The 25,302-nt window shown below is 66.6% G+C and carries 24 protein-coding genes; 14 read left to right on the forward strand and 10 right to left on the reverse strand.

Annotation, left to right across the window (positions count from 1 at the left end; translation table 11 throughout):
• Nucleotides 1-5 precede the first annotated feature (5 nt).
• The 4 genes from RJT37_RS04795 to RJT37_RS04810 all read right to left on the reverse strand — a co-directional run bounded on the left by RJT37_RS04795 (nt 6) and on the right by RJT37_RS04810 (nt 4,576).
• Nucleotides 6-1,364 (reverse strand): cytochrome P450, encoded by a 1,359-nt coding sequence (locus tag RJT37_RS04795; RefSeq protein ID WP_313688243.1) that lies wholly within the window; start codon nt 1,362-1,364, stop codon nt 6-8.
• A 106-nt stretch (nt 1,365-1,470) separates the two neighbouring features.
• Nucleotides 1,471-3,579: an ATP-dependent DNA helicase gene (locus RJT37_RS04800; RefSeq protein ID WP_313689858.1), complete on the reverse strand. Its 2,109-nt coding sequence runs from the start codon at nt 3,577-3,579 to the stop codon at nt 1,471-1,473.
• Nucleotides 3,580-3,732: 153 nt separating this feature from the next.
• Nucleotides 3,733-4,152, reverse strand: coding sequence for a universal stress protein (locus RJT37_RS04805; protein ID WP_313688245.1), 420 nt, complete (start codon nt 4,150-4,152; stop codon nt 3,733-3,735).
• A gap of 88 nt (nt 4,153-4,240) precedes the next feature.
• Nucleotides 4,241-4,576 carry a hypothetical protein gene (locus tag RJT37_RS04810; RefSeq protein WP_313688247.1) on the reverse strand — a complete coding sequence of 112 codons (336 nt, stop codon included), beginning with the start codon at nt 4,574-4,576 and terminating at the stop codon, nt 4,241-4,243.
• 134 nt (nt 4,577-4,710) lie between these two features.
• Here RJT37_RS04810 and RJT37_RS04815 point away from each other — a divergent pair, with 134 nt between their 5' ends.
• From RJT37_RS04815 to RJT37_RS04825, 3 genes are read left to right on the forward strand one after another with little or no spacing between them, the layout of a single operon-like run.
• Complete coding sequence (locus tag RJT37_RS04815; RefSeq protein WP_313688249.1) at nt 4,711-5,004, forward strand: ubiquitin-like small modifier protein 1; 294 nt, start codon at nt 4,711-4,713, stop codon at nt 5,002-5,004.
• The gene (locus tag RJT37_RS04820; protein ID WP_313688251.1) at nt 5,001-5,270 is read left to right on the forward strand and encodes a MoaD-like domain-containing protein; all 270 of its coding nucleotides are present in this window, start codon (nt 5,001-5,003) and stop codon (nt 5,268-5,270) included. Before RJT37_RS04815 ends, RJT37_RS04820 begins: the two co-directional genes overlap by 4 nt.
• A gap of 1 nt (nt 5,271) precedes the next feature.
• Nucleotides 5,272-5,724: a DUF8048 family protein gene (locus RJT37_RS04825; RefSeq protein ID WP_313688253.1), complete on the forward strand. Its 453-nt coding sequence runs from the start codon at nt 5,272-5,274 to the stop codon at nt 5,722-5,724.
• Between the two features lie 33 nt (nt 5,725-5,757).
• On the opposite strand, the gene RJT37_RS04830 is transcribed toward RJT37_RS04825, so the two are convergent.
• Nucleotides 5,758-6,165, reverse strand: coding sequence for a DUF7562 family protein (locus RJT37_RS04830; protein WP_313688255.1), 408 nt, complete (start codon nt 6,163-6,165; stop codon nt 5,758-5,760).
• Between the two features lie 105 nt (nt 6,166-6,270).
• Between RJT37_RS04830 and RJT37_RS04835 the strand changes: the two genes are divergently transcribed.
• From RJT37_RS04835 to RJT37_RS04870, 8 genes are all read left to right on the forward strand, one after another.
• Nucleotides 6,271-6,750, forward strand: coding sequence for an RNA-binding protein (locus RJT37_RS04835; RefSeq protein ID WP_313688257.1), 480 nt, complete (start codon nt 6,271-6,273; stop codon nt 6,748-6,750).
• Between the two features lie 135 nt (nt 6,751-6,885).
• Nucleotides 6,886-7,239, forward strand: coding sequence for a cell division protein SepF (locus RJT37_RS04840; RefSeq protein ID WP_313688258.1), 354 nt, complete (start codon nt 6,886-6,888; stop codon nt 7,237-7,239).
• Nucleotides 7,240-7,321: 82 nt separating this feature from the next.
• On the forward strand, nt 7,322-8,164 hold the full coding sequence (gene sepF, locus RJT37_RS04845; protein ID WP_313688259.1) for a cell division protein SepF: 843 nt from the start codon (nt 7,322-7,324) through the stop codon (nt 8,162-8,164).
• Nucleotides 8,165-8,238: 74 nt separating this feature from the next.
• Nucleotides 8,239-8,961 (forward strand): TATA-box-binding protein, encoded by a 723-nt coding sequence (locus RJT37_RS04850; protein WP_313688261.1) that lies wholly within the window; start codon nt 8,239-8,241, stop codon nt 8,959-8,961.
• 107 nt (nt 8,962-9,068) lie between these two features.
• Nucleotides 9,069-12,017: an excinuclease ABC subunit UvrA gene (gene uvrA, locus RJT37_RS04855; protein ID WP_313688263.1), complete on the forward strand. Its 2,949-nt coding sequence runs from the start codon at nt 9,069-9,071 to the stop codon at nt 12,015-12,017.
• 94 nt (nt 12,018-12,111) lie between these two features.
• Nucleotides 12,112-13,128 carry an NAD-dependent epimerase/dehydratase family protein gene (locus tag RJT37_RS04860; protein ID WP_313688265.1) on the forward strand — a complete coding sequence of 339 codons (1,017 nt, stop codon included), beginning with the start codon at nt 12,112-12,114 and terminating at the stop codon, nt 13,126-13,128.
• Nucleotides 13,129-13,284: 156 nt separating this feature from the next.
• Complete coding sequence (locus RJT37_RS04865) at nt 13,285-14,397, forward strand: hypothetical protein (RefSeq protein ID WP_313688266.1); 1,113 nt, start codon at nt 13,285-13,287, stop codon at nt 14,395-14,397.
• A gap of 86 nt (nt 14,398-14,483) precedes the next feature.
• The gene (locus tag RJT37_RS04870) at nt 14,484-15,566 is read left to right on the forward strand and encodes a geranylgeranyl reductase family protein (protein ID WP_313688268.1); all 1,083 of its coding nucleotides are present in this window, start codon (nt 14,484-14,486) and stop codon (nt 15,564-15,566) included.
• A 104-nt stretch (nt 15,567-15,670) separates the two neighbouring features.
• Here the strand turns inward: RJT37_RS04870 and RJT37_RS04875 are convergent, their stop codons facing one another.
• The 5 genes from RJT37_RS04875 to RJT37_RS04895 all read right to left on the reverse strand — a co-directional run bounded on the left by RJT37_RS04875 (nt 15,671) and on the right by RJT37_RS04895 (nt 22,093).
• Nucleotides 15,671-17,440: a PAS domain S-box protein gene (locus tag RJT37_RS04875; RefSeq protein ID WP_313688270.1), complete on the reverse strand. Its 1,770-nt coding sequence runs from the start codon at nt 17,438-17,440 to the stop codon at nt 15,671-15,673.
• Nucleotides 17,437-18,972: an ATPase domain-containing protein gene (locus RJT37_RS04880; RefSeq protein ID WP_313688272.1), complete on the reverse strand. Its 1,536-nt coding sequence runs from the start codon at nt 18,970-18,972 to the stop codon at nt 17,437-17,439. The genes RJT37_RS04875 and RJT37_RS04880 overlap by 4 nt, the downstream gene beginning before the upstream one ends.
• Before the next feature lie 105 nt (nt 18,973-19,077).
• The gene (gene ygfZ, locus RJT37_RS04885) at nt 19,078-20,211 is read right to left on the reverse strand and encodes a CAF17-like 4Fe-4S cluster assembly/insertion protein YgfZ (protein ID WP_313688274.1); all 1,134 of its coding nucleotides are present in this window, start codon (nt 20,209-20,211) and stop codon (nt 19,078-19,080) included.
• A gap of 118 nt (nt 20,212-20,329) precedes the next feature.
• Entirely contained in the window at nt 20,330-20,629 is a 300-nt protein-coding gene (locus RJT37_RS04890) for a DUF6432 family protein (protein ID WP_313688276.1), read from the reverse strand.
• A gap of 84 nt (nt 20,630-20,713) precedes the next feature.
• Nucleotides 20,714-22,093, reverse strand: a complete 1,380-nt coding sequence (locus RJT37_RS04895) for a DUF7093 family protein (protein ID WP_313688278.1) — start codon at nt 22,091-22,093, stop codon at nt 20,714-20,716.
• Between the two features lie 180 nt (nt 22,094-22,273).
• Here RJT37_RS04895 and RJT37_RS04900 point away from each other — a divergent pair, with 180 nt between their 5' ends.
• From RJT37_RS04900 to RJT37_RS04910, 3 genes are all read left to right on the forward strand, one after another.
• On the forward strand, nt 22,274-23,617 hold the full coding sequence (locus RJT37_RS04900) for a DUF7093 family protein (RefSeq protein ID WP_313688280.1): 1,344 nt from the start codon (nt 22,274-22,276) through the stop codon (nt 23,615-23,617).
• Nucleotides 23,618-23,833: 216 nt separating this feature from the next.
• The gene (locus RJT37_RS04905) at nt 23,834-24,214 is read left to right on the forward strand and encodes a DUF5611 family protein (protein WP_313688281.1); all 381 of its coding nucleotides are present in this window, start codon (nt 23,834-23,836) and stop codon (nt 24,212-24,214) included.
• Nucleotides 24,215-24,298: 84 nt separating this feature from the next.
• Nucleotides 24,299-25,267, forward strand: a complete 969-nt coding sequence (locus RJT37_RS04910; RefSeq protein WP_313688283.1) for an ROK family protein — start codon at nt 24,299-24,301, stop codon at nt 25,265-25,267.
• The last annotated feature ends 35 nt before the right edge of the window (nt 25,268-25,302 follow it).

Raw genomic sequence — 25,302 nt, forward strand, 5'->3', positions numbered from 1 at the left:
GCGGCTTACCGCGACTGGACCCGCATCGCCATCGGCTCCTCCGGGTGCATCGTCAGGGAGCCGCGGAGGTCGAACGGGCGGTCCCGCGCGTAGTCGAGTTCGTACTCGCTTGCGACCGTCCCGAGGATGAGTTTCGCTTCGAGCATCGAGAGGTGCTTGCCGATACAGTGGCGCGGACCGCCGCCGAACGGGAAGTACGAGAATCGCGGCCGTTCAGCACGGCGCGCCGGGAGCCACCGGTCCGGATCGAACGTCTCGGGCTCGTCGTACCACCGGCCGGACCGGTGGACCGCGAACTGCGACAGCATCACGGCCGAGCCGCGGGGGATCCGGTATCCGCCGAGTCGGACGTCGACTTTCGGCTCCCGGAAGAGCACGTACACGGGTGGGTAGAGCCGCATCGACTCCTGGATCACCCGTTCGAGGTAGTCGAGATCTCGCACGTCCGCCGCCGTCGGCGGGTCGCCACCGCAGACCTCGTCGAGTTCCGCGTGGACTTGCGACCGGACCTCGGGGTGTTCCGAGAGGAGATACCACGTGTACGTCAGCGTCAGCGCCGTCGTGTCGTGGCCGGCCAAAAGCATCGTCATCAGCTCGTCGCGGAGCTGTTTGTCGGTCTGCTCGCCGCGATTCTTCGCTCGCAACAGGACCGACAGCAGATCCATCGGCTCGTCGCCGTCGGCCGCGGGGTCGACGCTCGGGTCGTACTCGGTCCCACGTCGTTCCTCGACGATGTCGTCGATGATTCCCTCCAGGGTTCGGACGGACTCGTGGTACTGCCTGTTCTCCCGGGTCGGTAGCCAGTCCGGGATCAGAAAGCGCGCCGGGCTGGGCTCGAAGCGGCGTCCGAGCGGTTCGAGGTTCTCTTGGATCGTCCGGGTCTGTTCGTCGGTCAACTCCGACCCGAACATCGCCTCGACGATGATCCGGACGGTCACCCGCGCCATCTCCAGGTGGACGTCCGTGAGGTCGCCCGAACTCCAGTCGTCGAGCATCGACTCGGCGTGTCGGGTGATCAACTCCCCCATCTTCCCGATCCGTTTCGGTCCGAAGGCGGGCTGGGCGAGCTGTCGCTGTTGCTTCCAGGTGTCGCCCTCGCTCAGCAACAGGCCGTCGCCGAGCAGCGTCCCGATGGCGTCGTCCTGGAAATCCGGCTTGCGGTACTTCGCGTCGTCGGTCACGAGCACCCGTTCGATGTCGGCCGGGTTAGTGAGGAGGTACGTCTCGACCGGGCCGAGGTCGAAGCGGGTCACGTCGCCGTAGGCCTCGGCGACGGTCGTGAGGAACGTGAAGGGGTCCCGGGCGTACTGTCGGCTGTTGCCGAATACAGGCACGCCCGCGGGACCCGGCGGCTGAGTACGCATCGTCGGCTAGAAGGACTGCAGCGATATCAGCCGTTCGGCCGTTTGGATCGCTCCGACGCTGTCGATGTGTCGACCGCTCCCACCGCCTCGATTGCCCAGATCCGCACTACGGGGTCGGCGGCGCCCCGTCGTAGGCGTCGAGGTCGGCGTAGAAGTTCAGCATCGAAAAGCGCAGTTTCTCGGGCTCGACGTCGACGAGTTCGACTCGTTCCTCCCGCGGGAAGCTCTCCCGGACGCCGTATTTCCCCATCTCGACGCTGGCCTGGGTGTAGCGCTTGTCGACCAGCAGGCGCACGCCGAAGTCCTCGGGCGAGCGGATCACGCGACCGAGCGCCTGCCGCGTCTTCCGGATCGTCGGAATCTCGACCGCGTAGCGCCAGCCCGCCTCCTCGCGGTCGCCGTACGCGCGGTCGTAGGCGTCCTGAATCGCCTCCAGCCGCTCCGAGAGGTGTGGATACGGGACGCCGACGACGGCGACCGTCCGCGCGTCGTCGCCGTCGAAACTCACGCCCTCCGCGAGCGTCCCCCAGAGTGACGTGAAAAGCGCCGCGTCGTCGCTCCCGACGAACGACTGCCGGGTCGACTCCGTCTCCACGTCGGGGCCGTCGAGCAGGAGCCGGCTCGTCACGTCCGACCGGGTCCGGAGGCGCTCGTAATATCGCTCTGCTTCGGCGTAGGAGGGGAAAAACAGGAGCGCGTTCCCGGGGGTAAAGCGTGTCGCGTCCGCCAGGGCGTCTCCGACCGCCGCCTGCGTCTCCGGGTTTCCGCGTTCGGAGCTGAAAAGCGCCGGCGCCTTCACCGCGAGCGTGCGGCGGCGCTCCTCGGGGTACTCCAGCCCGTAGGCCATCGTCGCGGGCTCTTCGAGCCCCAGGACGTCCTCGATCACGTCGAAGGGGCGCAGCGTCGCCGACATCAGGATGCTCGCGTGGACCTCCTCGAACAGCGTCTCGGTCACCGTCCGCGGGATGCAGGTGTACAGTTCCGCCCGCCCGTACACCTCGTCTGTGCCACCGTCCCGGCGGACCGAACACAGCGGATGCTGGCCCAGTTTGCTCCCCTCGGACATCCACGTGGCGATGAACTCCGCGGCCGGGAGGATCTGACACTCCGCGCGGGTCGTCGCCGTCCCCTCGCGGTAGGCCTCCTCGTACTCTCGGTCGATCGTCCGGCCGAGTTGCAGCGCGAGGTCGACCTCGGTGTCGATGCCGCGGCCCGAATAGCGGTCGAGAAAGGCGAGCGTCAGGTCGTCGCGCCGGTCGTCGTTTGCGATCGTCAGATCGTGCCAGTCGTCGCCGACCTGCTCGCGCTCGCCGAACCCGAGCGCGTCGTCGTAGGTCTCCCGAAGCGCACCGAGAAACGCCGAGAGGACGTTTTCGGCGGCGTCGGCCCGGGAGTCGTCGACGTCGTCGAGTTCCGCGAGCGCCTCTTCGAGCGTGTTCTCGGTCAGGGCCCGACTCGCGTGGTCGCGGGCGGCGGCCTCGATGTTGTGCGCCTCGTCGAAGACGGTGACGACCTCTCCGGGCTCGCGTCCCAGCCACCGGAAGAACTGCTCGCGGATCGCGGGGTCCAGCAGGTGGTGGTAGTTACAGACCACCAGATCGACCGCCTCCATCCCCTCCTTGAGAAGTTCGTAGCCGCAGAGCTGTTGTTCGTCGGCGTACGCGTAGATCTCTTCGGGCGTCCGGACGTCCGCGAAGAGCCACTCGAAGAACTCGTCGGTGTTCTCGACGAGGTTGTTGTGGTAGTGGTCACAGACGTTGCCCTCTCTGAGTTCCTCCAGGTCCGACTCGACGGATTCGAGTTCGTCGGTCACGGCGGTGCGAGCCTCGGCCGCTCCCTCCTCGCCCTCCCGGATCCGATCGAGCAGCGCCTCAGACTGCCGGTTCAGTTCGGACCGTTCCTCTTCCTTCTCGACGAGCGTCCGCGTCGTATCGCGGAGGGTCTGACACTCCTGGTATCCGACGTCGATGTGACACATCGACGATTTCCCTTTGAAGACGACCGCCCGGATCGGTTCCTCCTCGGTGATCGCGCGGGCGTCCTCGACGAACTGTCGCATCTGCTGGTGGACGTTGGTGGTGATGACGACCGTCTTGTCCGTCCGCTGGGCGTACTCGAGTGCGGGAACGAGCGCCGAGAGCGTCTTGCCGGTCCCCGGCGCTCCTTCGAGCAGCACGTCGCGCTCGTCGTCCAGCGCCGTCGCGATCTCCGCCATCGCCGAGCGCTGGTTCGGGTACGGCTCCTCGTAGGGGAAGAACCGCTCGTACTCGCCGGTGGTCGACACGGTGGATTCTCCGCCCTCCTGGAATTAAAAGCCTCGGACCGGATGGGTGGGTATCGCCCCGCAGCCGGCTGTTCCCGGTTCGCCTCACCGCACGACAGTCACGGGCACCGGCGACTCCGAGACCACCTTCTTTGCGATATTGCCGACGAACAGGTCCTGGACCAGCGAACCGCTGTGGCTTCCGATGACGACCGTATCGAACGCCTCGGCCGCCGTCACGATCACCGATGCCGGACTCCCCGAACGGATTGCGGTCTCGATTTCCGTGTCGTACTCGGCGGCGAGTTCCCGCGCGGGGTCGAAAATTTCCTCGGCTTGCTCTTCGGCCGCCGCTTCCGGGTCGTCTTCGAGTGCGAGTCCCGCCGCGGAACCCATCATCGACGAGGGATTTCCCACCACGTGCAGGACGGTGATCTCGGCGTCCGGGTGGTTTTCGAGGGCGTACGTGAGCGCCCGCCGAGCCATCTCCGAGTCGTCCATCGGGACGAGGATCCGAGTTCCCATACGAATGATTCGGGAGACGTGCGAATAAAATGGTGGGTCGGTCCGTGAGGAAGCCGCTCACAGATATACGAGGCGGAAGCCCACGACTTCAGTCGTCAGTCGCTGACTCGGTATACTGGATCGACGTCGGGAGGGTGTCGGGCGAGAACGCCGGGAAGCGGTCGTGGCAGTACGCGGCGAGACAGACGATCCCGCAGAAGTACAGGTCCCTCTCCGGGCGACCGGAGTCGACGTCGCCGGCGGAAATCCGCTGGAACCAGGGGAACTCCTCCCCCGTCGCTTCGCAGTACTCACACCGGAGGTCCTTCGGCACGTACCGCGTTCGACTCCGGTTGTCGAGGAGCCGGTTCACCGACGGCGGGGACGTCGACGACGGTTCCGGGTCGATTTCGACGTAGTGACACGGGGTCAACTCGTCCTGCATCGTGGCTGCGTCCAACTCCTCTCTGCACCCTGATAATATTGGGCGTCGGGGCGGTTGCGGCGGTTCGGCCGGCCGATGGCGGCCCGCTCACACTGGCGCAAATCCTTTTTATCCGGTCCGCCCCTGTATCGGATATGTCCTTACAACTGCGGTTCTTCGCCACCTTCCGGGAGGCGGTCGGCAACAAGACGATCTCCCGCGAGTACGACGCAAACACCGTCGGCGACGTCATCGTCGCGCTCGAATCCGAATTCGAGGGGCTCGAGGGACAGATTCTGGAGGATGGCGCGATCCGGCCCCAGGTGAACGTGCTCCTGAACGGGAGCGACGTCGAACACATGGAGGGGCTCGACACCCCGATCGAACCGGACGACACGTTCAGTATCTTCCCGCCGGTCGCGGGTGGCTGTTCGGGAGGCCGACCGTGAGCGACGACTGGGTCACAAACGAGAGGTCCTACCGTGGAATCTCAATTCGACTGGCCCGTCGCTATCTGGAGAAACTCGGCGGCGACATCGTCGACGACGAGCACGTCGAGGCCGACGAGTGGAGGGCCTCTCTCTCCGCCGAGAAGATTGCGATCGGCCCGTCGCTGTCGCTGACGGAGGTGACCGTCATCTTCGAGGGCCACCCCGACGCGCTCGATAAGTTGGTCGAACGCTTCTCCCAGAAGGCGATGCGCGCCGGTGGCTGAGATGTCCGCTAACGGCGACGACGATGTCGAGGGTGGCGGGGCCGCGGCCGACGGTGGGGGAGAAGAGCCGGCGGCCGACGAGACAGCACCCGCGGCGGAGGTGTCGGTCCCGCTCGACGGCGACGTCATCCGCTATACGGGTGCGACGGCCAGCGTCGCGCCGGCGCGGATCGGGCCGTTACTCCGCCGGGTGCAGGCACATCTCAGCTCTCGACTCGACGAGTACCGGCGGTCCTACGAGTGCGCTCTCGACGACGAGGAACGGGCAATCTTCCTCGTTCCCGAGGGACACTGGGACGAACTGGGATCGGAACTCGGCCTGTCCGAGCGGGCAATCGATGCTGCGAGACGGGCCCACGCCCAGCAACTCCGACGGATCGGTTCAGCGACTGACAGACGCGAGGAATACGAGACGGCCCTGGAGATCCGAGAAGCAGTCGTGATCGGGACCTAGCGGTTCGGACGGGCCGCTTCGGGGATCCGCAGATCAGGACTCTCGGCCCGGTTCCTCTGCCGGCCCGTATCGCTCCTCGACGGCACTGAAGTACCGTGCGAGAAACGCCGCCCGCGACCGATCCATGTCTGCGTCCTCCGCCGACTCGTCATCGGGCGTTGCCGGCGGCCCGTCTTCGGAATCCGCCTCCGTCGCTTCCCCATCGAAGTCCGTCCCCGCGGTTCCCTGCTCTACGTCGACCAACAGCGATTCGAGCCCCTCGCGGGGCTGATGACAGAGGTCACGATAACACTCCTTGCAGAGATGTTCGAACGTCTTGCCGTGTCTCTCCCAGCGGTTGCCCCGCTTGTCGTATTCGCGTGCCTCCGAGCGCGGGATCGACGTGCCGCAGGCAATACAGACGACGGTCGTCCCGTCCCGGTTGTTCCGGGAGCGCCACATACTCTGAGACAGGCACGGCCCCCACTTAGCGTTTTTCCGACTACCGACCCTCGCCCGGCGGCTCGTGTCGCGTGATTTATCGGCGGGCGAATCCTGCAGTCGCGTATGCAGGTCAAATCCCGCCACCACCTCCGCGCCGACGAGATCGACGACCTGGAGGCCGACATCGCCTCGACGACGGGTGTCGAACTCGACGGCGACACCTACGAGATGGTCGAACTCGCCGACGAACCGTTCGACGTGGTCCTCGTCGACGGCGAGCCGGACGTGGTCGCCTTCGAGTCGGAACCGTTTCTGACCGTCCAGGGTGCGAACCGACACGAACCCTCGACGGGGGTCGTCACCGTCGACGCGGGGGCGATCTCCTTCGTCAGCGACGGCGCGGACGTGATGCGGCCGGGGATCGTCGAGGCAGACCCCGACATCACGGCGGGAGACCTCGTCACGATCGCCGAGGAGACCCACGGGAAGGTGCTCGCAATCGGGCGGGCGCTCGTCGACGGGTCGGAGATGACCGGCGACTCCGGAAAGGTCGTCGAGTCGATCCACCACGTCGGCGACGAACTCTTCGACTTTGCGGTCTGATCTGCGATTCCGTCTTTGCCCGTCGGCGCCGCCGGTTGACATCCCGACAAAAATCCCGTGAGGTTCTGAACACTCCTCGGCGTCAGACGCACGTCTGACGTAAGAACTAACGTGTTACTGCCGTTTGTGGTCGGTATGGGCATCATCAGCAAGATCGCGAGCGGGGGCGGACAGCACACGACCGACGAGTATCTCGACCTCGACGTCGAGGGGATCGAGACCTCGCGTGGCGACGTCGGTATGAACGTCCGGATCGCGACGATCAGCGAACAGCAGGACGTCGTCGCGATCAAAGACGCCGTTTACGACGGCGATCTGGTAATCGCGGACATCACGCGGCACACCACAAAAGACAGCACGATGGAGCACATCGTCGACTCCCTCCGGCAGGTCGCCGAAGAGGTCGACGGCGACATCGCCCAGAAGGGCGACGACCAGATCATCATCGCCCCGACCGGCGTCGGCGTCGCCCGCGAGAAACTGAACTGATACCTGACGCGCCGGTTCTGACCGCCCGTGTTCAGTTCTCACTGTCGATAGAATCAGGTCGTTCGATCCCGAAATATGCGCCGTGACTCGACAGACTGTGCCGACCGACCGGCTGGTCGCGCGACTCGACGCGCTGGGCTTCGGGGTCGATGAGCCGGACACCACGACGGAGATAAAGCAGTTCGACACAGCGCTGGATCTCGAAACCGCCGCCGTCGGGCTGGACCTCGAAGAGATCGTGTACGATCCCGATCGCTTCCCGGGGTTGATCTACCGCCCCGACGACGCGGCGGCAGTCGCCGTTCTCTTCGACGACGGCACCCTGTTCGTCGAGAGCGCAGACCCGGCCGCGGAACTCGTCGCCGATATCACGCTCGGGCTCGTAGATCTGGGGATGGTGGGGGGCCCCAACAGTCAGGTGACAGATGAGGTTGTGGTGTCGCCCAGCGAGGTCCCGGTTCCGCCCGAGTTTGCAGAGGGGAGGCGGACGTCCGTCTACCCCGAGGAGGGGGCGGGGACGGACCACCCGCCCACGGACGAGTCTGAGACGAAAGTATATGAGGCGGACGCGACGGACACGTCCACTGGTGGGGATGGTCAGTCGGTCGGCGATGGACCTCGCATAGGCGACACGGTCGACGATCCCGACACGGCAGCCAGCACCGCGTCGCAGGGATCTCGCGTCCACGTCGCGACGGTCAGCGAAAAGCGGGACGCGATGGTGATCATCGACGCCATCTACGACGGGGACCTCGTGATTGCCGACATCACGCGGCATAACACGGCCGACGGCACGGTGGAGAAAATCGTCGACTCGCTCCGACAGGTCACCGAAGACGTCGGCGGTGACATCGTCCAGAAGGGCGAGGACGAACTCATCCTCGCGCCGGGTGGGATGGAGATCGCCCGCGAGAAACTAACCTGATCGGCGTCGGAGCGACCATCGCCGCCCTCCCGTCCGTCAGAAGGCTTATTTTTCGGCGTCGGAGTGTCACCGGTATGGCAGAAACGGCGGTCCCACCCGAGCAGGTGCTCTCGCAGGCCGCAGCGATGGACGCTGCGGTCGAAGCGCCGACCACCACGACGGCGCTGACCGATCTCGACCGGGTATTGAACCTCAACGCGGCCGCGATCGGACTGGGACTCGAAGATATCACCTACGATCCGGACCGGCTTCCAGGGCTGATCTACCAGTCCGACGACCCGGAGGCGGTCGCCATCATTTTCGGCAACGGGACGGTACTGGTCGAGAGCGCGACGCCGGCCGGCGCCCGCGACGTCGTCGCCGATATCGCAGGGAGACTCGCCGACCTCGGGCTTCTCGACGATGCGACCCTGACGACGGACTACGAAACATCGCCGACAGCAGTCCCGGTTCCACCGGAGTTTGAGGTCGAATCCGACGGGACAGAAACCGCTGTCTACTCGGATGGAGAGCCGGCGGCCGACGAGCCGACGACTGGCGACGACGGGGACACGAAGGTGTACCGGGCGGCGGAGTCGGAGTCCGCCGGGTCCGATGCGGGACAGTCAGACTCCGGCGGCGAGGGGTTCGCACGGGCGCCGAACTCGGTGACGGCAGATTCGGAGGTCCCCGACGAGCGGGCCGAACTCTACTGTCCGAACTGTGGGCTCGCTCGGACCAAAGACGCCGCAACGCTCCGACCCGGCGACATCTGTCCCGAGTGCAAGCAGGGGTATATCGCCGAACGCGGGACGTAGTACAGGTTTGCGAAGCCTCCCAACGTTTCGGGGCAGTCGTCGTGTGCGTTTGCCCCGACCGCCGGAACCGACGCCCTTTCCTCTCCGCTCTCCATAGCGGGGCGTAGATGAGCAAGGACTTTATCGAGGTTCGAGGGGCCGAAGAGCACAACCTCAAGGACCTCGACGTCCGGATTCCGCGCGAGACGTTCACTGTCGTCACCGGACTTTCGGGGTCGGGGAAATCGTCGCTCGCCTTCGAGACGGTCTACGCCGAGGGCCAAAGGCGGTACATCGAGTCGCTGTCGGCGTACGCCCGCAACTTCCTCGGGCAGATGGACAAACCGCAGGTCGAGGCTGTCGAGGGACTCTCCCCGGCCATCTCGATCGACCAGAAGAACGCCGCCAACAACCCCCGCTCGACGGTCGGGACGGTGACCGAACTCCACGACTACCTCCGACTCCTCTATGCCCGCGTCGGGACGCAGTACGATCCCGTCACGGGCGAGGAGGTCGGCGAACAGTCCGCCGGGGAGATGGTCGACGCGCTCTTGGAACTTCCGGAGGGGACCCGGGCGAAGATCGCCGCGCCGGTCGTCCGCGACCAGAAGGGCGCCTTCGAGGACCTCTTCGAGGACCTCGTCAGCGAGGGGTACGCTCGCGTCGAAGTCGACGGCGACTCCTACGACCTGACGGTGGAGCAGCCGGATCTGGACAAGAACTACGACCACACGATTGACGTGATCGTCGACCGCGTGAAGATCAGCGCCGAGGGTCGCTCGCGGCTCGCCGACTCCGTCGAGACCGCGCTGGAGGAAGCCGGAGGCGTCCTGAAGGTGATCGTGCCGGACCCGCCCGAGGACGGACCCTTCGCCTCGAACACCCGCTCGACCGGCGCGCTCGCGGGCGAGGGCGACAACCGGCTGGTCGTCGAGTTCTCCGAGGAACTGGGCAACCCCAACTCCGACTTCCAGTTCTCGGAGATCGAGACGCGTTCCTTTTCGTTCAACAGCCCGCACGGCGCGTGTCCGGAGTGTGAGGGCCTCGGCCAGACAAAAGAGGTCGACGAGGATCTCGTCGTCCGCGACCCCGAGAAGCCGATCAAAGACGTCTTCGAGGCGTGGTCGTACAACCGCTCCTACTACCGGACGCGGCTCGACGCCGTGGCGGCGCATTTCGGCGTGAGCGTCGAGACGCCCTTCGAGGACTTAGAGGACGACGTCCAGCGGCAGTTCCTCTACGGCACCGACGAGGAGGTCGTCTTCGAGCGGCAGACGAAAAACGGCACGCGCCGGAAGACCAAGCGCTTCGAGGGCGTCATCCCGAACCTCGAACGCCGCCACGTCGAGACCGAATCCGAGTCGACCAGAGAGCACATCGAGGACTATATGGCGGTCACCACGTGCCCCGCCTGCGAGGGGACGCGGCTGAAAGAGCAGTCCCGGCACGTCCTCGTCGCCGACACTGCGATCACCGAAGTCAACCAGATGAGCATCGGCGACGCCCTCGAACACTTCGAGGGGCTGGAGGCCGAACTCACCGAGCGGGAGCGGACGATCGCCGAGGAGATCCTCAAGGAGATCCGTGCGCGACTCGGCTTTATGGAGGAAGTCGGCCTGGAGTATCTCACCCTCGACCGGGAGGCGTCGACGCTCTCCGGCGGCGAGAGCCAGCGCATCCGCCTCGCCACGCAGGTCGGCTCCGGCCTCGTCGGCGTCCTCTACGTCCTCGACGAGCCCTCGATCGGCCTGCACCAGCGCGACAACGACCGGCTGCTGGACACCTTAGAGGGCCTGCGCGACCTCGGTAACACCCTGATCGTCGTCGAACACGACGAGGAGACGATGCGGCGCGCCGACAACATCATCGATATGGGCCCCGGCCCGGGCAAGCGCGGCGGCGACATCGTCGTCCAGGGCGACTTCGACGACGTCTGTGCGGCCGACGGCTCCGTGACGGGCGACTACCTCGCCGGACGGAAGTCGATCCCTGTGCCTGACGAGCGCCGGGAATCCGACAAGGCGCTGACCGTCCGCGGGGCGCGCCAGCACAACCTGAAGGACATCGACGTGTCGATCCCGATCGGGCAGTTCACCGCGATCACGGGCGTGTCGGGGTCGGGGAAGTCGACGCTGATGCACGAGATCGTCTACAAGGGCCTCGCCCGCGAGATGAACGACAACACTTCCGTCGACCCCGGCGACCACGACGAAATCGAGGGAATCGAGGAGATCGAGACCGTGCGGCTGATCGACCAGTCGCCGATCGGGCGGACGCCGCGGTCGAACCCCGCGACGTACACCGGCGTCTTCGATCACGTCAGGAAGCTCTTCGCGGAGACGAAGCTCTCGAAGCAGCGCGGCTACGAGAAGGGCCGCTTCTCGTTCAACGTGAAGGGCGGCCGGTGTGAGGCCTGCGGCGGGCAGGGCACGGTCAAGATCGAGATGAACTTCCTCTCGGACGTCTACGTGCCCTGTGAGGAGTGCGACGGCGCCCGCTACAACGACGAGACGCTCGACGTGACCTACAAGGGCGAGACGATCGCGGACGTCCTCGATATGGAGGTCTCGGAGGCATTGGACTTTTTCGAGGCCAACTCCCAGCTCCGCCGGCGACTCCAGCTGCTGGAGGACGTCGGCCTCGGCTATATGACGCTCGGGCAGCCGTCGACGACGCTCTCGGGCGGGGAGGCCCAGCGTGTCAAGCTCGCGGAGGAACTCGGCAAAAAGCAGACCGGCGACACGCTGTATCTCCTCGACGAGCCGACGACGGGCCTCCACAAGGAGGACGAGCGCAAACTGATCGACGTACTCCAGCGGCTCACCGACAACGGAAACACGGTCGTCGTCGTCGAGCACGAACTCGATCTGGTGAAGAACGCGGACAACATCGTCGACCTCGGGCCGGAGGGCGGCGAGGGCGGCGGGCGGATCGTCGCCACGGGAACGCCCGAGGAGGTCGCGCGCACCGACGAGTCCCACACCGGACGGTACCTCCGTGACCTGCTCCCCGATGTCGACGTGGAGGGTCCACGCGCGGATCGACACAAGCCCGCCCCGGCCGCAGACGACGACTGATCACGACTGTTGTCGTCCCGTCCCGGTGCTCACTTCGAGGGCTATCTGGCTGTTCGAGGCGAAATACTATTATAAATGATAATGAAAATTCGGTATGGAGTACTTCGTCACGGGGGCGACAGGGTTCATCGGCACCCATCTCGTCGATCGGCTCGAAGCGAACGGTCACGAGGTGATCGCATTGACCCGGGATCGGACGAACGCCGACCATCTCTCCGAATCGGTGACGGTCGTCGAGGGCGACATCACCGAGAAGGAAAGTATGCGAAGCGCGATGGAGGGAGTCGACGGGGTCTTCCATCTCGCTGCCTGGTTCCAGGTCGGCCCGGGTCCGTGGAACGCCGAGAAGGCCGAGCGTATCAACGTCGACGGCACGCGTAACGTGCTCGAACTGATGGACGACCTGGACGTCCCAAAGGGCGTCTACGTCAGCACCGTCGGGGTATACGGAAACACCGGCGGAGAACACGTCGACGAATGGTATCGCGCGCCGAACTCGTTCCCATCGGTGTACCAGCGGACGAAATGGCGTGCCCATTACGAGGTCGCCGAACCGATGATCGCGGACGGACTCCCGCTCGTAATCGCAACACTCGGAGCCATCTACGGACCAGGAGACAAGGACTACGGCGGCACGCCCCGGACAGCGTTCCTCGGCCATCTCCAACAGGACCTCCCGATGGTTCCCTCGGATTTCGCGTTGCCGTGGGACTACGTCGAGGACACCGCTGCGAACCTCCTTCGAGCGATGGAGCGGGGATCTCCCGGTGAAGAGTACATTATCGCAAACGAGCCACGAGGCGTGGCCGAAGTACTCGAAATAGTCGAAGAGATGACTGACATTCCAGCACCACGGGCGGTTTCTGGCACGATCTTTTATTGGTTGAGTCGTGGGATCAAGCCCGTCGAGGCCGTCACGCGACCACCTGAGGGATTCGAGAGCGAACTGTTGGAATTCTTCAGCAGCGGACGCGTGTTGGTCGACAACTCGAAAGCTGTCCGGGAACTCGGCATCGAGCACCGACCGATAGAGGAAGGATTACGCGAATATCTCCAATGGGAGTTGGAACAACTGGAGATAGAGACGGAATTACAGAGTCCCGTGGCGTGAGGGAGGCCGTTTTTGGATTGCGGAATCCGCACCGATTCCGAGACGGTGGTCTGCTATGCGACCAGCTCTCTGTGACGAACTTCTCGGCGGATCGCATCGGGGCCGATACGCTGAATCGCATCCCACAGTGAAGTGACTGGCTCGCGTACCCTCTGTATGGTCACCTGCTACGCTGCCTCCCGTGCTGGCGTCTTAGTCGTACGCGACGTTGCGGACGGCGAGGAGAACGATACCCCGACGCCCTCGGCCGCCTACACCTTCGAGCGCGAGGACGTCGAGTGTCTCGACGCCGCGGCCGCGGCGCCGGAGCGGGTCTTCTGTGGGACGTTCGAGGCCGGGCTCCACCGCTCTCGCGACGGTGGGGAGACCTGGGACCGCGTCGGCGCCGAGACGCTCCCGGACGCGGTGACGAGCGTGACCGTCTCGCCGCACGACCCCGACGTCGTCTACGCCGGGACCGAACCGAGCGCTGTCTACCGATCGACGGATGGGGGAACGACCTGGGCGGAACTTTCCGCGCTGACGGACCTCCCCTCCGCGCCGGAGTGGTCGTTCCCGCCGCGTCCCGACACGCACCACGTCCGGTGGATCACGGTCGACCCGAGCGATCCGGATCACCTCCTGGTCGCGGTCGAAGCGGGGGCGCTGGTTCGGACGCGGGACGGCGGGGAAACCTGGGACGAACGCGCCCCCTCGACTCGGCGGGATACCCACACGATCGCGATTCATCCCGACGCGCCCGACGTCGTCCGCGCCGCCGCGGGCGATGGCTACGCCGAGAGCGACGACGGCGGGGAGACGTGGACCTTCCCGCAGGAGGGGCTGCGACACCGCTACTGCTGGAGCGTCGCGATCGATCCGGGCGATCCAGGTCGCATTCTCCTTTCGGCGGCCGCGGGCGCCCGACGGGCCCACACGCCCGAGCACGCGGCGTCGTATCTCTATCGAAAACACGACCGCGTGGGGAGCGACACGGACGGGGCAGGCGGGGGCGACGCAGCCGAACGGACGGCGAGTGCGGCCGCCGAACCGACGGAGACCACCGAGTGGGAACGGCTCGATACGACTGCCGTCCCGACCGGCGAGGGCGCGCTCCGGGCGACGCTCGCTGCCGGGGTCGACGACGGCGAACTGTTCGCGCTCACGGACCGCGGCCTCTACCGAACGGGCGACGGCGGCGACACCTTCGCCCGCGTCGACGTCGAGTGGCCGGCGGCGTTCGACGACCGGACGACACAGGGGCTGGCGGTCGTCGAGGACGCGGCCTGATCTGCGAAGTTCACCGCCACCCCGGACGCTCGACACCGACGCCGGACCCGAACGCTATTTGCCGGCGGGCCCGCTACTGACTGGTGATGTACGATTTCGCGGTCGTCGGCGTCGGCCCGGCCGGCGCACGCTTCGCTCGCCGTGCGGCCGAGGCCGGCTACGACGTCGTCGCGTTCGAGCGGGGAACGGTCGGAACGCCGCTGGCCTGCTCGGGGCACGTAAGCACCGACATCTGGGGCTACGTCCCCGATGACGCGAAGTCGGAACTGTTGCAGAACCGCGTCTACGGCGCGCGGTTCCACGTCGGCGGTCCCGACTCGGCGGCACACCCGTTCTACAAGCGCGAGGAGGTCTCGAACGTGATCGACCGGGTCGAACTCGATCGGACGCTTGCCGACTGTGCGAGAGAGGCGGGCGCCGACGTCTGGGAGCAACACACCGTCGTCGACGTCGACGAGCGCGCCGAAGACGTCGCGCTCACCGTCTCGAACGAGGACGGGACCGAGGCCGTCCGCGCGAAGATGGTCGCCGGTTGCGACGGCCCTACTTCCCGCGTCCGGAAGCAGTGTGGACTCCCCGAACCCGGCGAGATCCTCCACGGCGTCCTCGCGTTCGATCCCGCCCCCGACGACGGCGACTTCGTCGACGTCCATCTCACCGCGCCGCGCTTTTTCGCCTGGCGGATCCCCCGCGGCGACGCGGGCGTCGAATACGGCCTCGGCGCGCCGCCAGGGACGTCGGTCAACGAGCTGTTCGACCGGCTCACAGCGGCGTACGACGTCGATACCGAGCACTTCTGTTCGGGCGCGATCCCGATCGGCCCGCCGGAGCGGGTGCACAGCCGCCGGGCATTCCTGATCGGCGATGCGGCCGCTCAGACGAAACCGTTCACCGGGGGTGGGATCCTCTATGGAATGACTGCGGCCGACTGTGCGGTCGACGCTGTCGATCCCGACGATCCGGGATCGCTCCGGGACTACGAGTCGGCGTGGCGCGCTGAACTCTCCCGGGAGATCGCACTCGGCCGCTGGATCCGGCGGGCCTACTCGCTTCCGGAGCCGGTCCAGCAGCTCGGCCTCCGGGCGCTGTCCGGCGAAATCGGCGTCCATATGGATCGTCCGACGTCCTTCTTCTCCCGCGAGCACCTCGCGAAGCTGGTCGGGCGATAGCTCGCGGCCGAAATTGTCCGGTCGACGTTCCTGGTCGGCACGCTCGATTGCTGTGCCAGCGGCGCCTCTCGCTCCCTCGGCGACGGGCGAGCGACGGACGCCGATCAGGACTTCCCGTTCGCCGTCGGGAAGGATAGCTGCACCCTCGTCTCGTTCTCGCCGGTGTACTCGATCTGGCCGCCGGCCCGTTCGACCGTCCAGCGGATGAGCCAGAGGCCGACGCCACCCGAGTGCTCCGTCGGCTGTTCCTCGTCGTCGCTGAAGACGGTGAGTTCCTGCTCGGGGATGCCGGCTCCCTGGTCCGACACTGTGAGGTGCGTCTCCGTCGCCCCCGGCTCGACGCGGACGACGATCGGCGATTCGCCGTGTTCGGCTGCATTCTCGATGAGCTCCGACACTGCCAGCGGGATGCCCTGCCCGCCGCGGACCGGCGCCGAGTCGGGCAGGGATTCGTGGATGGTGGCCGCCGGATATCCTGATCGGACCTCAGCGATAGCTTCCCGTGCGTCCGCGGTGAGATCTCGGATCTCGACGCTGGGGCCGCTGCTTACGACGTCACGGAACCGCCGTGCGGTGTCGCTCTGTTCTAAGAGTTCCTCACCGGCCCCACGGATACGCGCTGCTGCCTCCCGCACCGCCGGATCGTCGTGATCCGAGAGCTGTTCGGTGTGGCCGACGACGACGTTCATCCGGTTGCGGACGTTGTGCCGGAGGACGCGGTCGAGTACCGAGAGGCGGCGTCTGTTTCTGACCTGCTCTGTGACGTCCCGCTGAAACCCGAGGAAGTTCGTCACGACGTTGTCGGCGTCGCGAACGGGCATCACGTCGAGGGCGTTGTAGAACGGCTCGCCGTTTTTCCGATAGTTCAGGATGATCTCCGTCACGGGGCGCTCGTCGTCGATCGCCGCCCTGATTCGACCGACTGCTTCCTCGTCGGTGCCGTCCCCCTGCAGGAACCGACAGTTGTGCCCGAGCGCCTCCTCGCGGTCGTAGCCCGTCATCTCGACGAACCGATCGTTGACGTAGATCAGCGGGTTGTCGGGGAGGCTGGGGTCGGTGATCGTGACGCCGATGGTCGCCTCGTCCATCGCTCGGCGGTAGAGTTCGAGCCGACGCTGCCGCTCGATGTGCTCCGTCATGTCGCGAACGAGGACCAGTCGCTCGTCGGACTCGCCGGTTCGGACAGCGGCCACCTCACAGATCGCGGTGTCGCCGTCGAGATTGCACGCGACCGTCCGGTATCGCGGCCCCTCGGGACCGATTTCCGACGGCGCCTCCGCGATCAGTTGCTGGAACGACGGCCGGTCCTCATCGGCGACGGCCGCTGCGAGAGAGCGCCCCACGAGTGCCTCCGTGTCGCAGTCGAAGAACTGCTCGGCGGCACGGTTCGTCGCGCGGATCTCGCCGTCTTCGAGGAGAAAGCCGGCGTTCGGGGCCAACTCGAACAGCCGTCGGTAGCGCGCTTCGCTCTCCTGGAGGTGCTGTGAGAGGCGTCGGCGACGCGCGAGGGTGTCGATTCGGAACCGGAGCTGTGCGGGATCGATCGGCGCCGTCACCACGTCGTCGACTAGCTCGAGAATCGCGTTGTCGAGCCCATCGAGGCTCCGTCCGCTCTCTTCGACCAGCAGACAGGGCAGAAACGTTCGATTCCGTTGCTGGGCCGCACGAATTCCGTCGGCGAACCGCCGAATCCCGGGTCGATCTGCCAGGCAGACGTCGAACGACGGCAGCGAGGCCTCCTCATCTGGGTCAACTAGCTCGACCAGTCGGTGCCCCTCGGTGTTTTTCACCCACGAGACCAGTACCCGTCGGTTTCCGGGTGCCGACACGAGGACGAGGACGTCGGTAACCGGATCGGACGCGTCGTCAGTCATCTAGGACCGTCTGAGCCGCCGGGATCCCCACTCGATCCGGCGTCGGGTGGCTCGTCCCTCGGGCCTGCTTCTTTGGGACCGAACGGGCTGTCGCCCTCCCACTCCGGCGTCCCCGTGAGGATGCCGCGTAGCCCGGTTAACGGTTCGCCCACGTGGATGCCGTCGCCGCGGATCTCGAACTCCCGGAGCGTCCGCTCGAAGTCGCCGGTCCGCTTTTTGAGCACGCCGATCGCCTTCCGGAGTTCGCCGCCGGCTTCGAGATACCGGAGAAAGAGGAGGTTGTCCGCGAGGTAACTGATCTGGGAACTCGTCGGTTCGAAGTCACCGGTAACCGAGTCGATATCGTCGATGAAGACGGCGCTTACACCCATCCGCTTGAGGTAGCGCCCGAGCGAGTGTAGTTCCCTGATCAGTTCCTGTTCGTCGCCCCGGATCGAGAGCCGGTACCCCGAGATCCCGTCGATCACGACGAACTCGGCGTCTCTGTCTTCCACTTCCGTTCGGACCTGGCTGGCGAACTCGTCGGGCGACACGGAGAGCGCTTCGATCTCTTCGACGGCGAGCGTCCCCGCCTCCTCTAACTCACGGATCGGGAGGCCGAGGCTCTCGGACCGTCGGACGAAGGTGTCTCTGGTTTCCTCGAAGAGATAGAAGACCGCACGCTCCCCGCGGGCGGCCGACGCCGCCGCGAACTGCGCCGCCGTCGTCGATTTCCCGACACCGCTGGAGCCGCTCACCACCGTTACCGTCCGCCCCTCGATGCCGCCGTGCAGCAACCGATCGAGTTCGTCGACGCCGGACGAAAGCGTCGTCAACTTCCGATTTCGGTGGTGGGCGTCGGGCGAGAGCTTCGTGAACACCTGCATTCCGTCGCCCGAAATACGCAGCGTGTGTTCTCCCGAGAGGAACGACGATCCGCGGAGCTTCGTCACCTCGATGGTCCGGCCCTTTTCGGCGCGATCGAGTTTGATACTCCCGTCGCAGAGATACTCCAGCGTCGGCCGTTCGCCCGGGAGGGCTGCCTGCGAACTGAAAAGCACCGTCGCGCCCTCGCCGGTGAGGTAGGTGACGAACCCAGCAACTTCCTGGCGATACTGATACTCGTCCGGCGCTAGATACTCCAGGTGCGAGAGCGGGTCGACGAACACCCGATCGGGCTGTGTCTCCTCGACCGCGTCGACGATCTGCGCGGAGACGCCGGATCCCTCGACGACGTCCGGCTGGAACACGTCGTATGATTCCTCGGCGACGAACCGGTCTGCGTCCGGCGAGAGATCCACAAACGAGATCGCCTCGGTGTCGAACCCGAGCCCGGCCGCGTCGGCCTTGAGGTCGGCCGGAGCTTCCTCGAAGGCGACGAACAGCGCATCCTCGCCCGCTTCGAGGCCCGCAGTGAGAAAGTGGAGGCCGATGATCGTCTTGCCCGTGCCGGCACTGCCGGTCACCATATACGCCCGCTCCCGGAGCAGTCCACCCGAGAGGATGTCGTCGAGTCCAGCGATGCCGGTTGAGAGACGATCACGTTGGTTCATTGTGAGGGCTTGGGAGTACGTGGTCTTAGTATTTGGTCCGGGGTTAGAACCACCCGTTCGACGCAGAAACCCGCCCGGAGAGGAACTTTCCCGTCAGATTCGGACTCACTCGGCCGGATACGTGGGCGCTCGGGCCGAGACCGCGCTCCCCTCGACGAAGGGGAGCGCTGTGAGGTCGGCGTCGACTGACTCCCCGCCGAAATCGACGGCGAACGACCCGTCTCCGACCTCGAAGTCGACGAGCGCCAGCGCGATCGGCACCGACAGCGACGGGCTCACGACGGCCCGCGTTACCTCCCCCACCTCTTCGCCGTCCGCTGTCACGGCGGTCCCGGCGTCGGGGAGCCAGTCGGTCTCGGCCGCGTCGGCCGCCTCTCCACCAGCGGCGCCGTCCAGCCGGAGGCCGACGAGTCGCTGGCTCGGCTGGCCGCGGTTTTCGACCTTCGAGACGATCTCCTGGCCGACGTAACAGCCCTTCTCGAAGTCGAGCGCGTTGCGGACGCCGAGGACGTTCGGGATCCGACCGTCGAGTTCCGACTCGAACAGCGGCGTCCCGGCTTCGACGGTGAGCGTCTCCCAGGTCTCGTAGCCGAACGGGACGGCGTTCATCCCGAACGTCAGGAGCGTCTCGAAGACCCGCTCGGCGGCGTCTGCGGAGCAGACCACCTCGTAGCCCTCCTCGCCGGCGGGTCCGTCGGTAGCGATCACGGTGACACCCTCGCCGCCCATCGAGCCACGGACGAAGGTCAGGGCTGGCTCGGGCGACCCGCCGCCGTTCAGGACGCTCGCGATCTTCTCGGTCGACTGCGGGCCGTGGACGCCGAAGACCGCAAAGTCCGTCGAGGCCTCGCGTACCTCAACGTCGCGGATGAAGACGTTCCCGGCCCACTCCTCGGCGAGCGGGCCCGCACGCGTCGGCGGCGTGAAACACAGCAGTCGCTCGCCGGCGTTGTAGACGTAGAGGTCGGTCTCGACCCGCCCCTGCGGGTCCAGTAGCAGCGCGTAGACACCCTTGCCGTCGGTTCGGGGGACGCGGTTGGAGACGGTGTCGTCGACGAAGTCGACGCGGTCGTCGCCCTCGACGACGACGCCGCCGTACGCCATCTCGATCACGCCCGCGCCGTTGCGCACCGCGCGGTGAGTCCGCGCCGGGCGGCCGTACTCGCGGACGACCTTGCGTCCGGCGCGCTCCTCGAACGTCGCACCGTGTGCCTCGTGTGCTTCCGTGACGATAGTCATTACACACCTATGGGGGCTCCCGCGGGAAAACCGCAGCGTCCCGGGACGCGCCCGTCCCGACGAGCGCTCGAAGGCGCTCGAGGCGTTTCCAGCTCTGTCCGCATCGATGCAGCCCTCGTCACAGCCCGAGCCGGTCCCGGATCGCGTCGATGTAGCCCCGTTCTTCGGTTCGATCTGCCTCGGGATCCGGCACGACGCGGTCGTCGACCAGGATGACGACGCGGTCCTCGCCGTCCTCGACGGAGATGAGGCCGTCGTCTTTCAGCGCCGCCAGCGCCGCCTCGATCTCGTCGATGTCGGCGTCGACGGCGGCGCGGACCTCGAAGACGGTCATCCCTTCCTCCGAACGATCGACGAGCGCGTCCAGCACCTCGACTTCGACGCCGCGCCGGTCCCGAAACTCCCGCCGCGCTCTCATACGTTGCCGTTCGCTCCCGTCCGGTATACGCTTACCGCCGCCGTCCCAGGCACTCGGCACCGGGCGTCCGTCGGTGACCGCCATTCACGAGTCGGCGTCCGCGACGCCGTCGGTACTGCCGGGATCGAGTCGGCGGCGGAGCGGCTCGATCTCGAACAACGACTCGATGGCGTCGAGGAGACACACGCCGACGTACCCCCTGGCGACCGTCGTGAGGCCGTCGTCTCCGAGGTCGTCCATCGACTCCCGCAGGCGCGTGTGGACGGCGCTCGCCGGCCGGGTCTCGGCTACCTCGCTCCACATCTCGTCTAGGAACTCGTCGGTTTCGCCGATCCGACGTCGGAGCCTCTCCCGCTCGTAGGCGGCGCCGTTCGCGATCCGCTCGAAGAAGGTCTCGAGGTCGACGACCCCGTCCCACGCCACGTCGGCGTCGGGCAGCGAGTCAGTCGCTCGAAACAGCCTGATGTTTCCCGGATCCGACATCGCGTCCGCGACGATCGCTGTTCCCTCGGCCGTCGCCTCCAGCAGGGCGTCGACCACTGCGTCGGGATCGAGGTCGTTCTCGACGGCTCGCTCGGGGGCGGCTTCGACCGCGGCGACCAGATCGAGCACGCGTTCGAGGACTGTCGCGTAGTAGTACGGGATCGCGGTGTCTCGGTCCGCCGCGGCGAGTTCCTCGATCCGCTCACGGATCATCGCGCGTCGCTCCCGCTTGTCGGCGGCCAGCGGCAGCGACGTTTCGACTGCGAGCGTGACTGTCGTGGTCGTATCGGCCTGGACGGTCCCGGATTCGGCGGTCTCGACGGTCTCGACGGCCGGGACGTCCGGATTCGCCGTGAGTTCGTACTCGCCGACCGGAAGGTCCGGTATCCGCGTGTGTCCCGTCCCATCGGTGGTGACCGTGCCGGGATCGGCGTTCGCCGTCGCTGGGCCGTCTATCGGGCTCACGTCGACGTCGATGCCGCCTCGGCGGAGCGAGCCAACCCGCGACTCGATTTCGAGCGCACCCCTCTGGGGGGTCAGATCCAGTTCGACGCCGCCTTCGACCGCCTCGTCGACTGACACCGTCTCCGAGACAGCGGGAAACGCGTCGTGGTCGGCGGTGAACGTGACGGTCGATTCGACGCGGGGGAGATGGATCTCGACCTCGCCGCCGGCGTCAGTCGAGAGCGAGGGGAGTTCCATCGGCACCGACTCGTCGAGTTCTACGTCCACGACCACGTCCTCCAGCGGTTCCTCGGCCTGCCCGCCCGTCACCACGACCGTCGCCGCGCCGAGTCCCATCACTTCCGTGTGTTCGCTCACGATCTCCGTGGCTCCGCAGCGCGAACACGTCGCTACCTCCCGCCTGACCGCGACGAGTTCGTTCTTCGCGACACCCATCGCGTTCTCCCGGCGGTCGACGTCGCGTCGGATCTCCGGGTCGGCCAGGTCGTGGCCGAATAGCGTGCACGGGAGCCCCATAGCTGTCAGGAACTGAACCGACAGCAAAAAATCCCCCGCCCGGCCCTGCTACTGTCGGACTCGGGCCCATTTCGGATTTCGTCACCGCCTCGAAACAGCCGTGTCCGACAGTCTCAATCGTCTGCCGCCCGTCAGACGCAGGAGGTACACTTTTGGCGCTTTGTGCCGGAAAGACGGGTAATGGGACTCAAGTGCCGTCTTCTCGGGCACGCGTACGGGGAACCCGAGGTCGAACGGAGCCGGGAGGAAAACGGGGACGAGGTGGTGGTCACGGTCCGTGAGGTGCAGGTGTGTGACCGCTGTGGCGCCGAAGAGACCGTCAGCAAGAACCGGGAGGTGACTGCCATCCGCTCGCCGTCGGAAGTCGGACTGGACGCGGGGGCGTCCGGTCCCGATGCGAGTCCGGCGCCTCCGGACGGTCAGAACGCCCCCACCGGCGGGGACGCGCCGCCAGAGCCGGCCGGGACCGAACGGTCCCCACCAGCCGATTCGGCGGTCGAACCGACGGACCTCAGTGAGAGCCCCGCCGAATCGGCCGACATCCCGACGGCCCAACAGCCGCCCGAATCGACGGCGGAGCAGCACGCGGCCGACGTCGGCGAGGAGTCCGCACGGGACGACGAAAGGGGCGAGGTCATCGACCACGTCGACGACAAAGAGATTCGAGACGTCGACTCCGGGACGGCGGAGCCGCCAGACGTCACCACAGAAAGCCTCGACAGCGATGCGGCGCGCGACGTGTCGGATGACACCGCGGAGAGTCAGCCCGACAGCGACGACGGCTGGGAGACCGGCAGCGACGAGTGGGACGACGTCGAATCGGACCCGGACGCCGACGACGCCGTCATCCTCGATGCGGGCGCGGCCGAACGCGACGAGGCACAGTGGCCGGAAGAGACGGACACAGACGCCGTCGACGGTCCGGCGGGGACAGACGAGTCCCGCGAGGTGGCGGACGAAGAGGTGACGAACGACGCGGAGATCATCGACGGCGACGCTGCGGACGACGGCGGCGACGAGCGTGTCGACGGCGAGCGCGACCCCGGCGCGTGGCCTGAACGCGACGATCTGCCGGGCGGAGACGGCAACGCCGGTGGGAGGGCGGCAGAAGCATCGGGCGGTGCCGGTGCCTCGGGTGGTGACGGCTGGCCCGCGGTCGAGGGCGACGACGAGGGGTTCGACGCGCATCCCGGTGGCGACGGCGACATCGAACTCGGTGGCAACGGCCTAACTCCCGAAGTCAACGGGCACGCGGGATCCGAAGCCGACGCGCCCGAGACCGTCGAGGGCGTCGCCGTCGAGGAAGACCCCGGTATCAGGCGCGCGGAGCGCGACGGGGCCAAAAGCGACGGCTTCATCCGAACGACGGAGTCGGGAACGCTCGAATCGGACGTCCCGGACGACCGGATCGAGTTCTACTGCCCGAACTGCGGGCACGCCCGGATGGCAGGCGCGTCCTCCCTTCGGGCGGGCGACATCTGCCCCGAGTGCAAGCAGGGCTACATCGCCGAACGCGAGCGGTGAGGTCGGTCGCTCGGCCGACACCCCGGACGGGTCCCTCCAGCGGTTCGATCGCGATGACCCCCGGACGGATCCCTCCAGCGATTCGATCGCGACGACCCCCGGACGGGTCCCTCCAGCGATTCTAACGCGACGGTCCCCAGGGGGTTCAAAAAGCCCCGCCCGGATCGCCCGTTCGGTGACGAAACAGGTAAACGGCCACCTGTCGAACGACGGGCTATGAAGGAGTACAAGATGCGTCGCGGGGAGACGCTCGATGAGCGGATTCCGGATATGGAAGCGACAGTCGAGGAGTATTTCGGACCCATCACGGGGACGACAGAGTACAAGGGAAGCGACCTTTTCGTCGTCGAGGAACCCGACAACCCGGTGTTCGAGCGGATCGTCGCCGGCGCGGTGTCCTACAGTGGCAAGAAGGACCGCCTCGGCGTCGAGTTCGAGGAGACCGATCCCTCGGAACTCGGCCCCGACGAACTCTCGGCGGCGGGCGACGCCGTCGATGCGAAGAACGACTTCCTGCTCGAGGCCACCGGTCGAGACGCGAAGTCCCGCCGCGACTCGATGAAGCGCGAAGTCGAGGACGACGCACCCGATTACTGATCACCCCAGCAGTCTCTCTCGCTGGACGCCTCGGATCGGCACGAACCCGCTTAATTAAGTGCGGGGATCACCCGTAACGACACAATGGCGCACTACGTTGGCGTCGACCTCGGGGCGACGAACGTCCGAGCGGTCGTCGCCGACGACGACGGCACGGTCATCGGCGAAAGCGACGACGACACCCCGCACGGTCCGACGGGCATCACCGTCACCGAGGCGGTCCTCCGGGTCGTCCGCGAGGCGTGCGACGACGCCGGCGTGGACCCCGAGGGGGCGACCGCGGCAGGGATCGGTGCGATCGGTCCGCTCGACCTCGCGGAGGGGGCCGTCGAGAATCCGGCGAACCTCCCCGACACTATCGACCGGATCCCGCTCACTGGCCCCCTGTCGGTCCTCCTGGACACCGACCAGGTGTATCTGCACAACGACACGAACGCCGGCGTGATCGGCGAGCGGTTCTACTCCGAGCAGAACCCAGACGATATGGTGTATCTCACCATCTCCTCGGGGATCGGCGCGGGGGTCTGTGTGGACGGCAACGTCCTTGCGGGGTGGGACGGCAACGCGGGCGAGGTCGGGCACATGACGGTCGATCCGCAGGGACACCTCACCTGTGGCTGTGGCCACGACGGCCACTGGGAGGCGTACTGCTCGGGCAACAACATCCCGCGGTACGCCGCCTACCTCCACGGGGAGGACGGCACGGACACGACGCTGCCGATCGACGATCCGGACTTCTCGGCCGTCGACGTCTTCGAGCAGGACGGCGAGGACGCGTTCGCCACCCACGTCGTCGACCAACTCGGCCACTGGAACGCGATGGGCGTCGCGAACATCGTCCACGCGTACGCGCCCCTCATCATCTACGTCGGCGGCGCCGTCGCGCTCAACAACCCCGAGCGCACACTCGATCCGATCCGCGAGCGGATGGACGAGATGGTGATGTCGAACGTCCCCCAGATCCAACTCACGACCCTCGGGGACGAGGTGGTCGTCAAGGGTGCCCTCGCGAGCGCGATGACCGGCGGGACGGGGGATCACTCGCGGCTGTGACGGGACGATTTAGCCCAATGCACCGCCCCAACGAG

The sequence above is a fragment of the Halobellus marinus genome, from assembly GCF_032113415.1.
Taxonomy (GTDB): Archaea; Halobacteriota; Halobacteria; order Halobacteriales; family Haloferacaceae; genus Haloquadratum; species Haloquadratum marinus.

Coding starts and splice junctions, on each gene's coding strand:
- RJT37_RS04810 (WP_313688247.1), bottom strand. CDS start 4,576: ATGCAGGACGAGTTGACCCCGTGTCACTACGTCGAAATCGACCCGGAA.
- RJT37_RS04825 (WP_313688253.1), top strand. CDS start 5,272: ATGTCCGCTAACGGCGACGACGATGTCGAGGGTGGCGGGGCCGCGGCC.
- RJT37_RS04875 (WP_313688270.1), bottom strand. CDS start 17,440: ATGACTGACGACGCGTCCGATCCGGTTACCGACGTCCTCGTCCTCGTG.
- RJT37_RS04800 (WP_313689858.1), bottom strand. CDS start 3,579: ATGGCGGAGATCGCGACGGCGCTGGACGACGAGCGCGACGTGCTGCTC.
- RJT37_RS04840 (WP_313688258.1), top strand. CDS start 6,886: ATGGGCATCATCAGCAAGATCGCGAGCGGGGGCGGACAGCACACGACC.
- RJT37_RS04870 (WP_313688268.1), top strand. CDS start 14,484: ATGTACGATTTCGCGGTCGTCGGCGTCGGCCCGGCCGGCGCACGCTTC.
- RJT37_RS04795 (WP_313688243.1), bottom strand. CDS start 1,364: ATGCGTACTCAGCCGCCGGGTCCCGCGGGCGTGCCTGTATTCGGCAAC.
- RJT37_RS04895 (WP_313688278.1), bottom strand. CDS start 22,093: ATGGGGCTCCCGTGCACGCTATTCGGCCACGACCTGGCCGACCCGGAG.
- RJT37_RS04830 (WP_313688255.1), bottom strand. CDS start 6,165: ATGTGGCGCTCCCGGAACAACCGGGACGGGACGACCGTCGTCTGTATT.
- RJT37_RS04905 (WP_313688281.1), top strand. CDS start 23,834: ATGAAGGAGTACAAGATGCGTCGCGGGGAGACGCTCGATGAGCGGATT.
- RJT37_RS04865 (WP_313688266.1), top strand. CDS start 13,285: ATGGTCACCTGCTACGCTGCCTCCCGTGCTGGCGTCTTAGTCGTACGC.
- RJT37_RS04910 (WP_313688283.1), top strand. CDS start 24,299: ATGGCGCACTACGTTGGCGTCGACCTCGGGGCGACGAACGTCCGAGCG.
- RJT37_RS04850 (WP_313688261.1), top strand. CDS start 8,239: ATGGCAGAAACGGCGGTCCCACCCGAGCAGGTGCTCTCGCAGGCCGCA.
- RJT37_RS04805 (WP_313688245.1), bottom strand. CDS start 4,152: ATGGGAACTCGGATCCTCGTCCCGATGGACGACTCGGAGATGGCTCGG.
- RJT37_RS04815 (WP_313688249.1), top strand. CDS start 4,711: ATGTCCTTACAACTGCGGTTCTTCGCCACCTTCCGGGAGGCGGTCGGC.
- RJT37_RS04880 (WP_313688272.1), bottom strand. CDS start 18,972: ATGAACCAACGTGATCGTCTCTCAACCGGCATCGCTGGACTCGACGAC.
- uvrA (WP_313688263.1), top strand. CDS start 9,069: ATGAGCAAGGACTTTATCGAGGTTCGAGGGGCCGAAGAGCACAACCTC.
- RJT37_RS04860 (WP_313688265.1), top strand. CDS start 12,112: ATGGAGTACTTCGTCACGGGGGCGACAGGGTTCATCGGCACCCATCTC.
- RJT37_RS04890 (WP_313688276.1), bottom strand. CDS start 20,629: ATGAGAGCGCGGCGGGAGTTTCGGGACCGGCGCGGCGTCGAAGTCGAG.
- RJT37_RS04900 (WP_313688280.1), top strand. CDS start 22,274: ATGGGACTCAAGTGCCGTCTTCTCGGGCACGCGTACGGGGAACCCGAG.
- ygfZ (WP_313688274.1), bottom strand. CDS start 20,211: ATGACTATCGTCACGGAAGCACACGAGGCACACGGTGCGACGTTCGAG.
- RJT37_RS04835 (WP_313688257.1), top strand. CDS start 6,271: ATGCAGGTCAAATCCCGCCACCACCTCCGCGCCGACGAGATCGACGAC.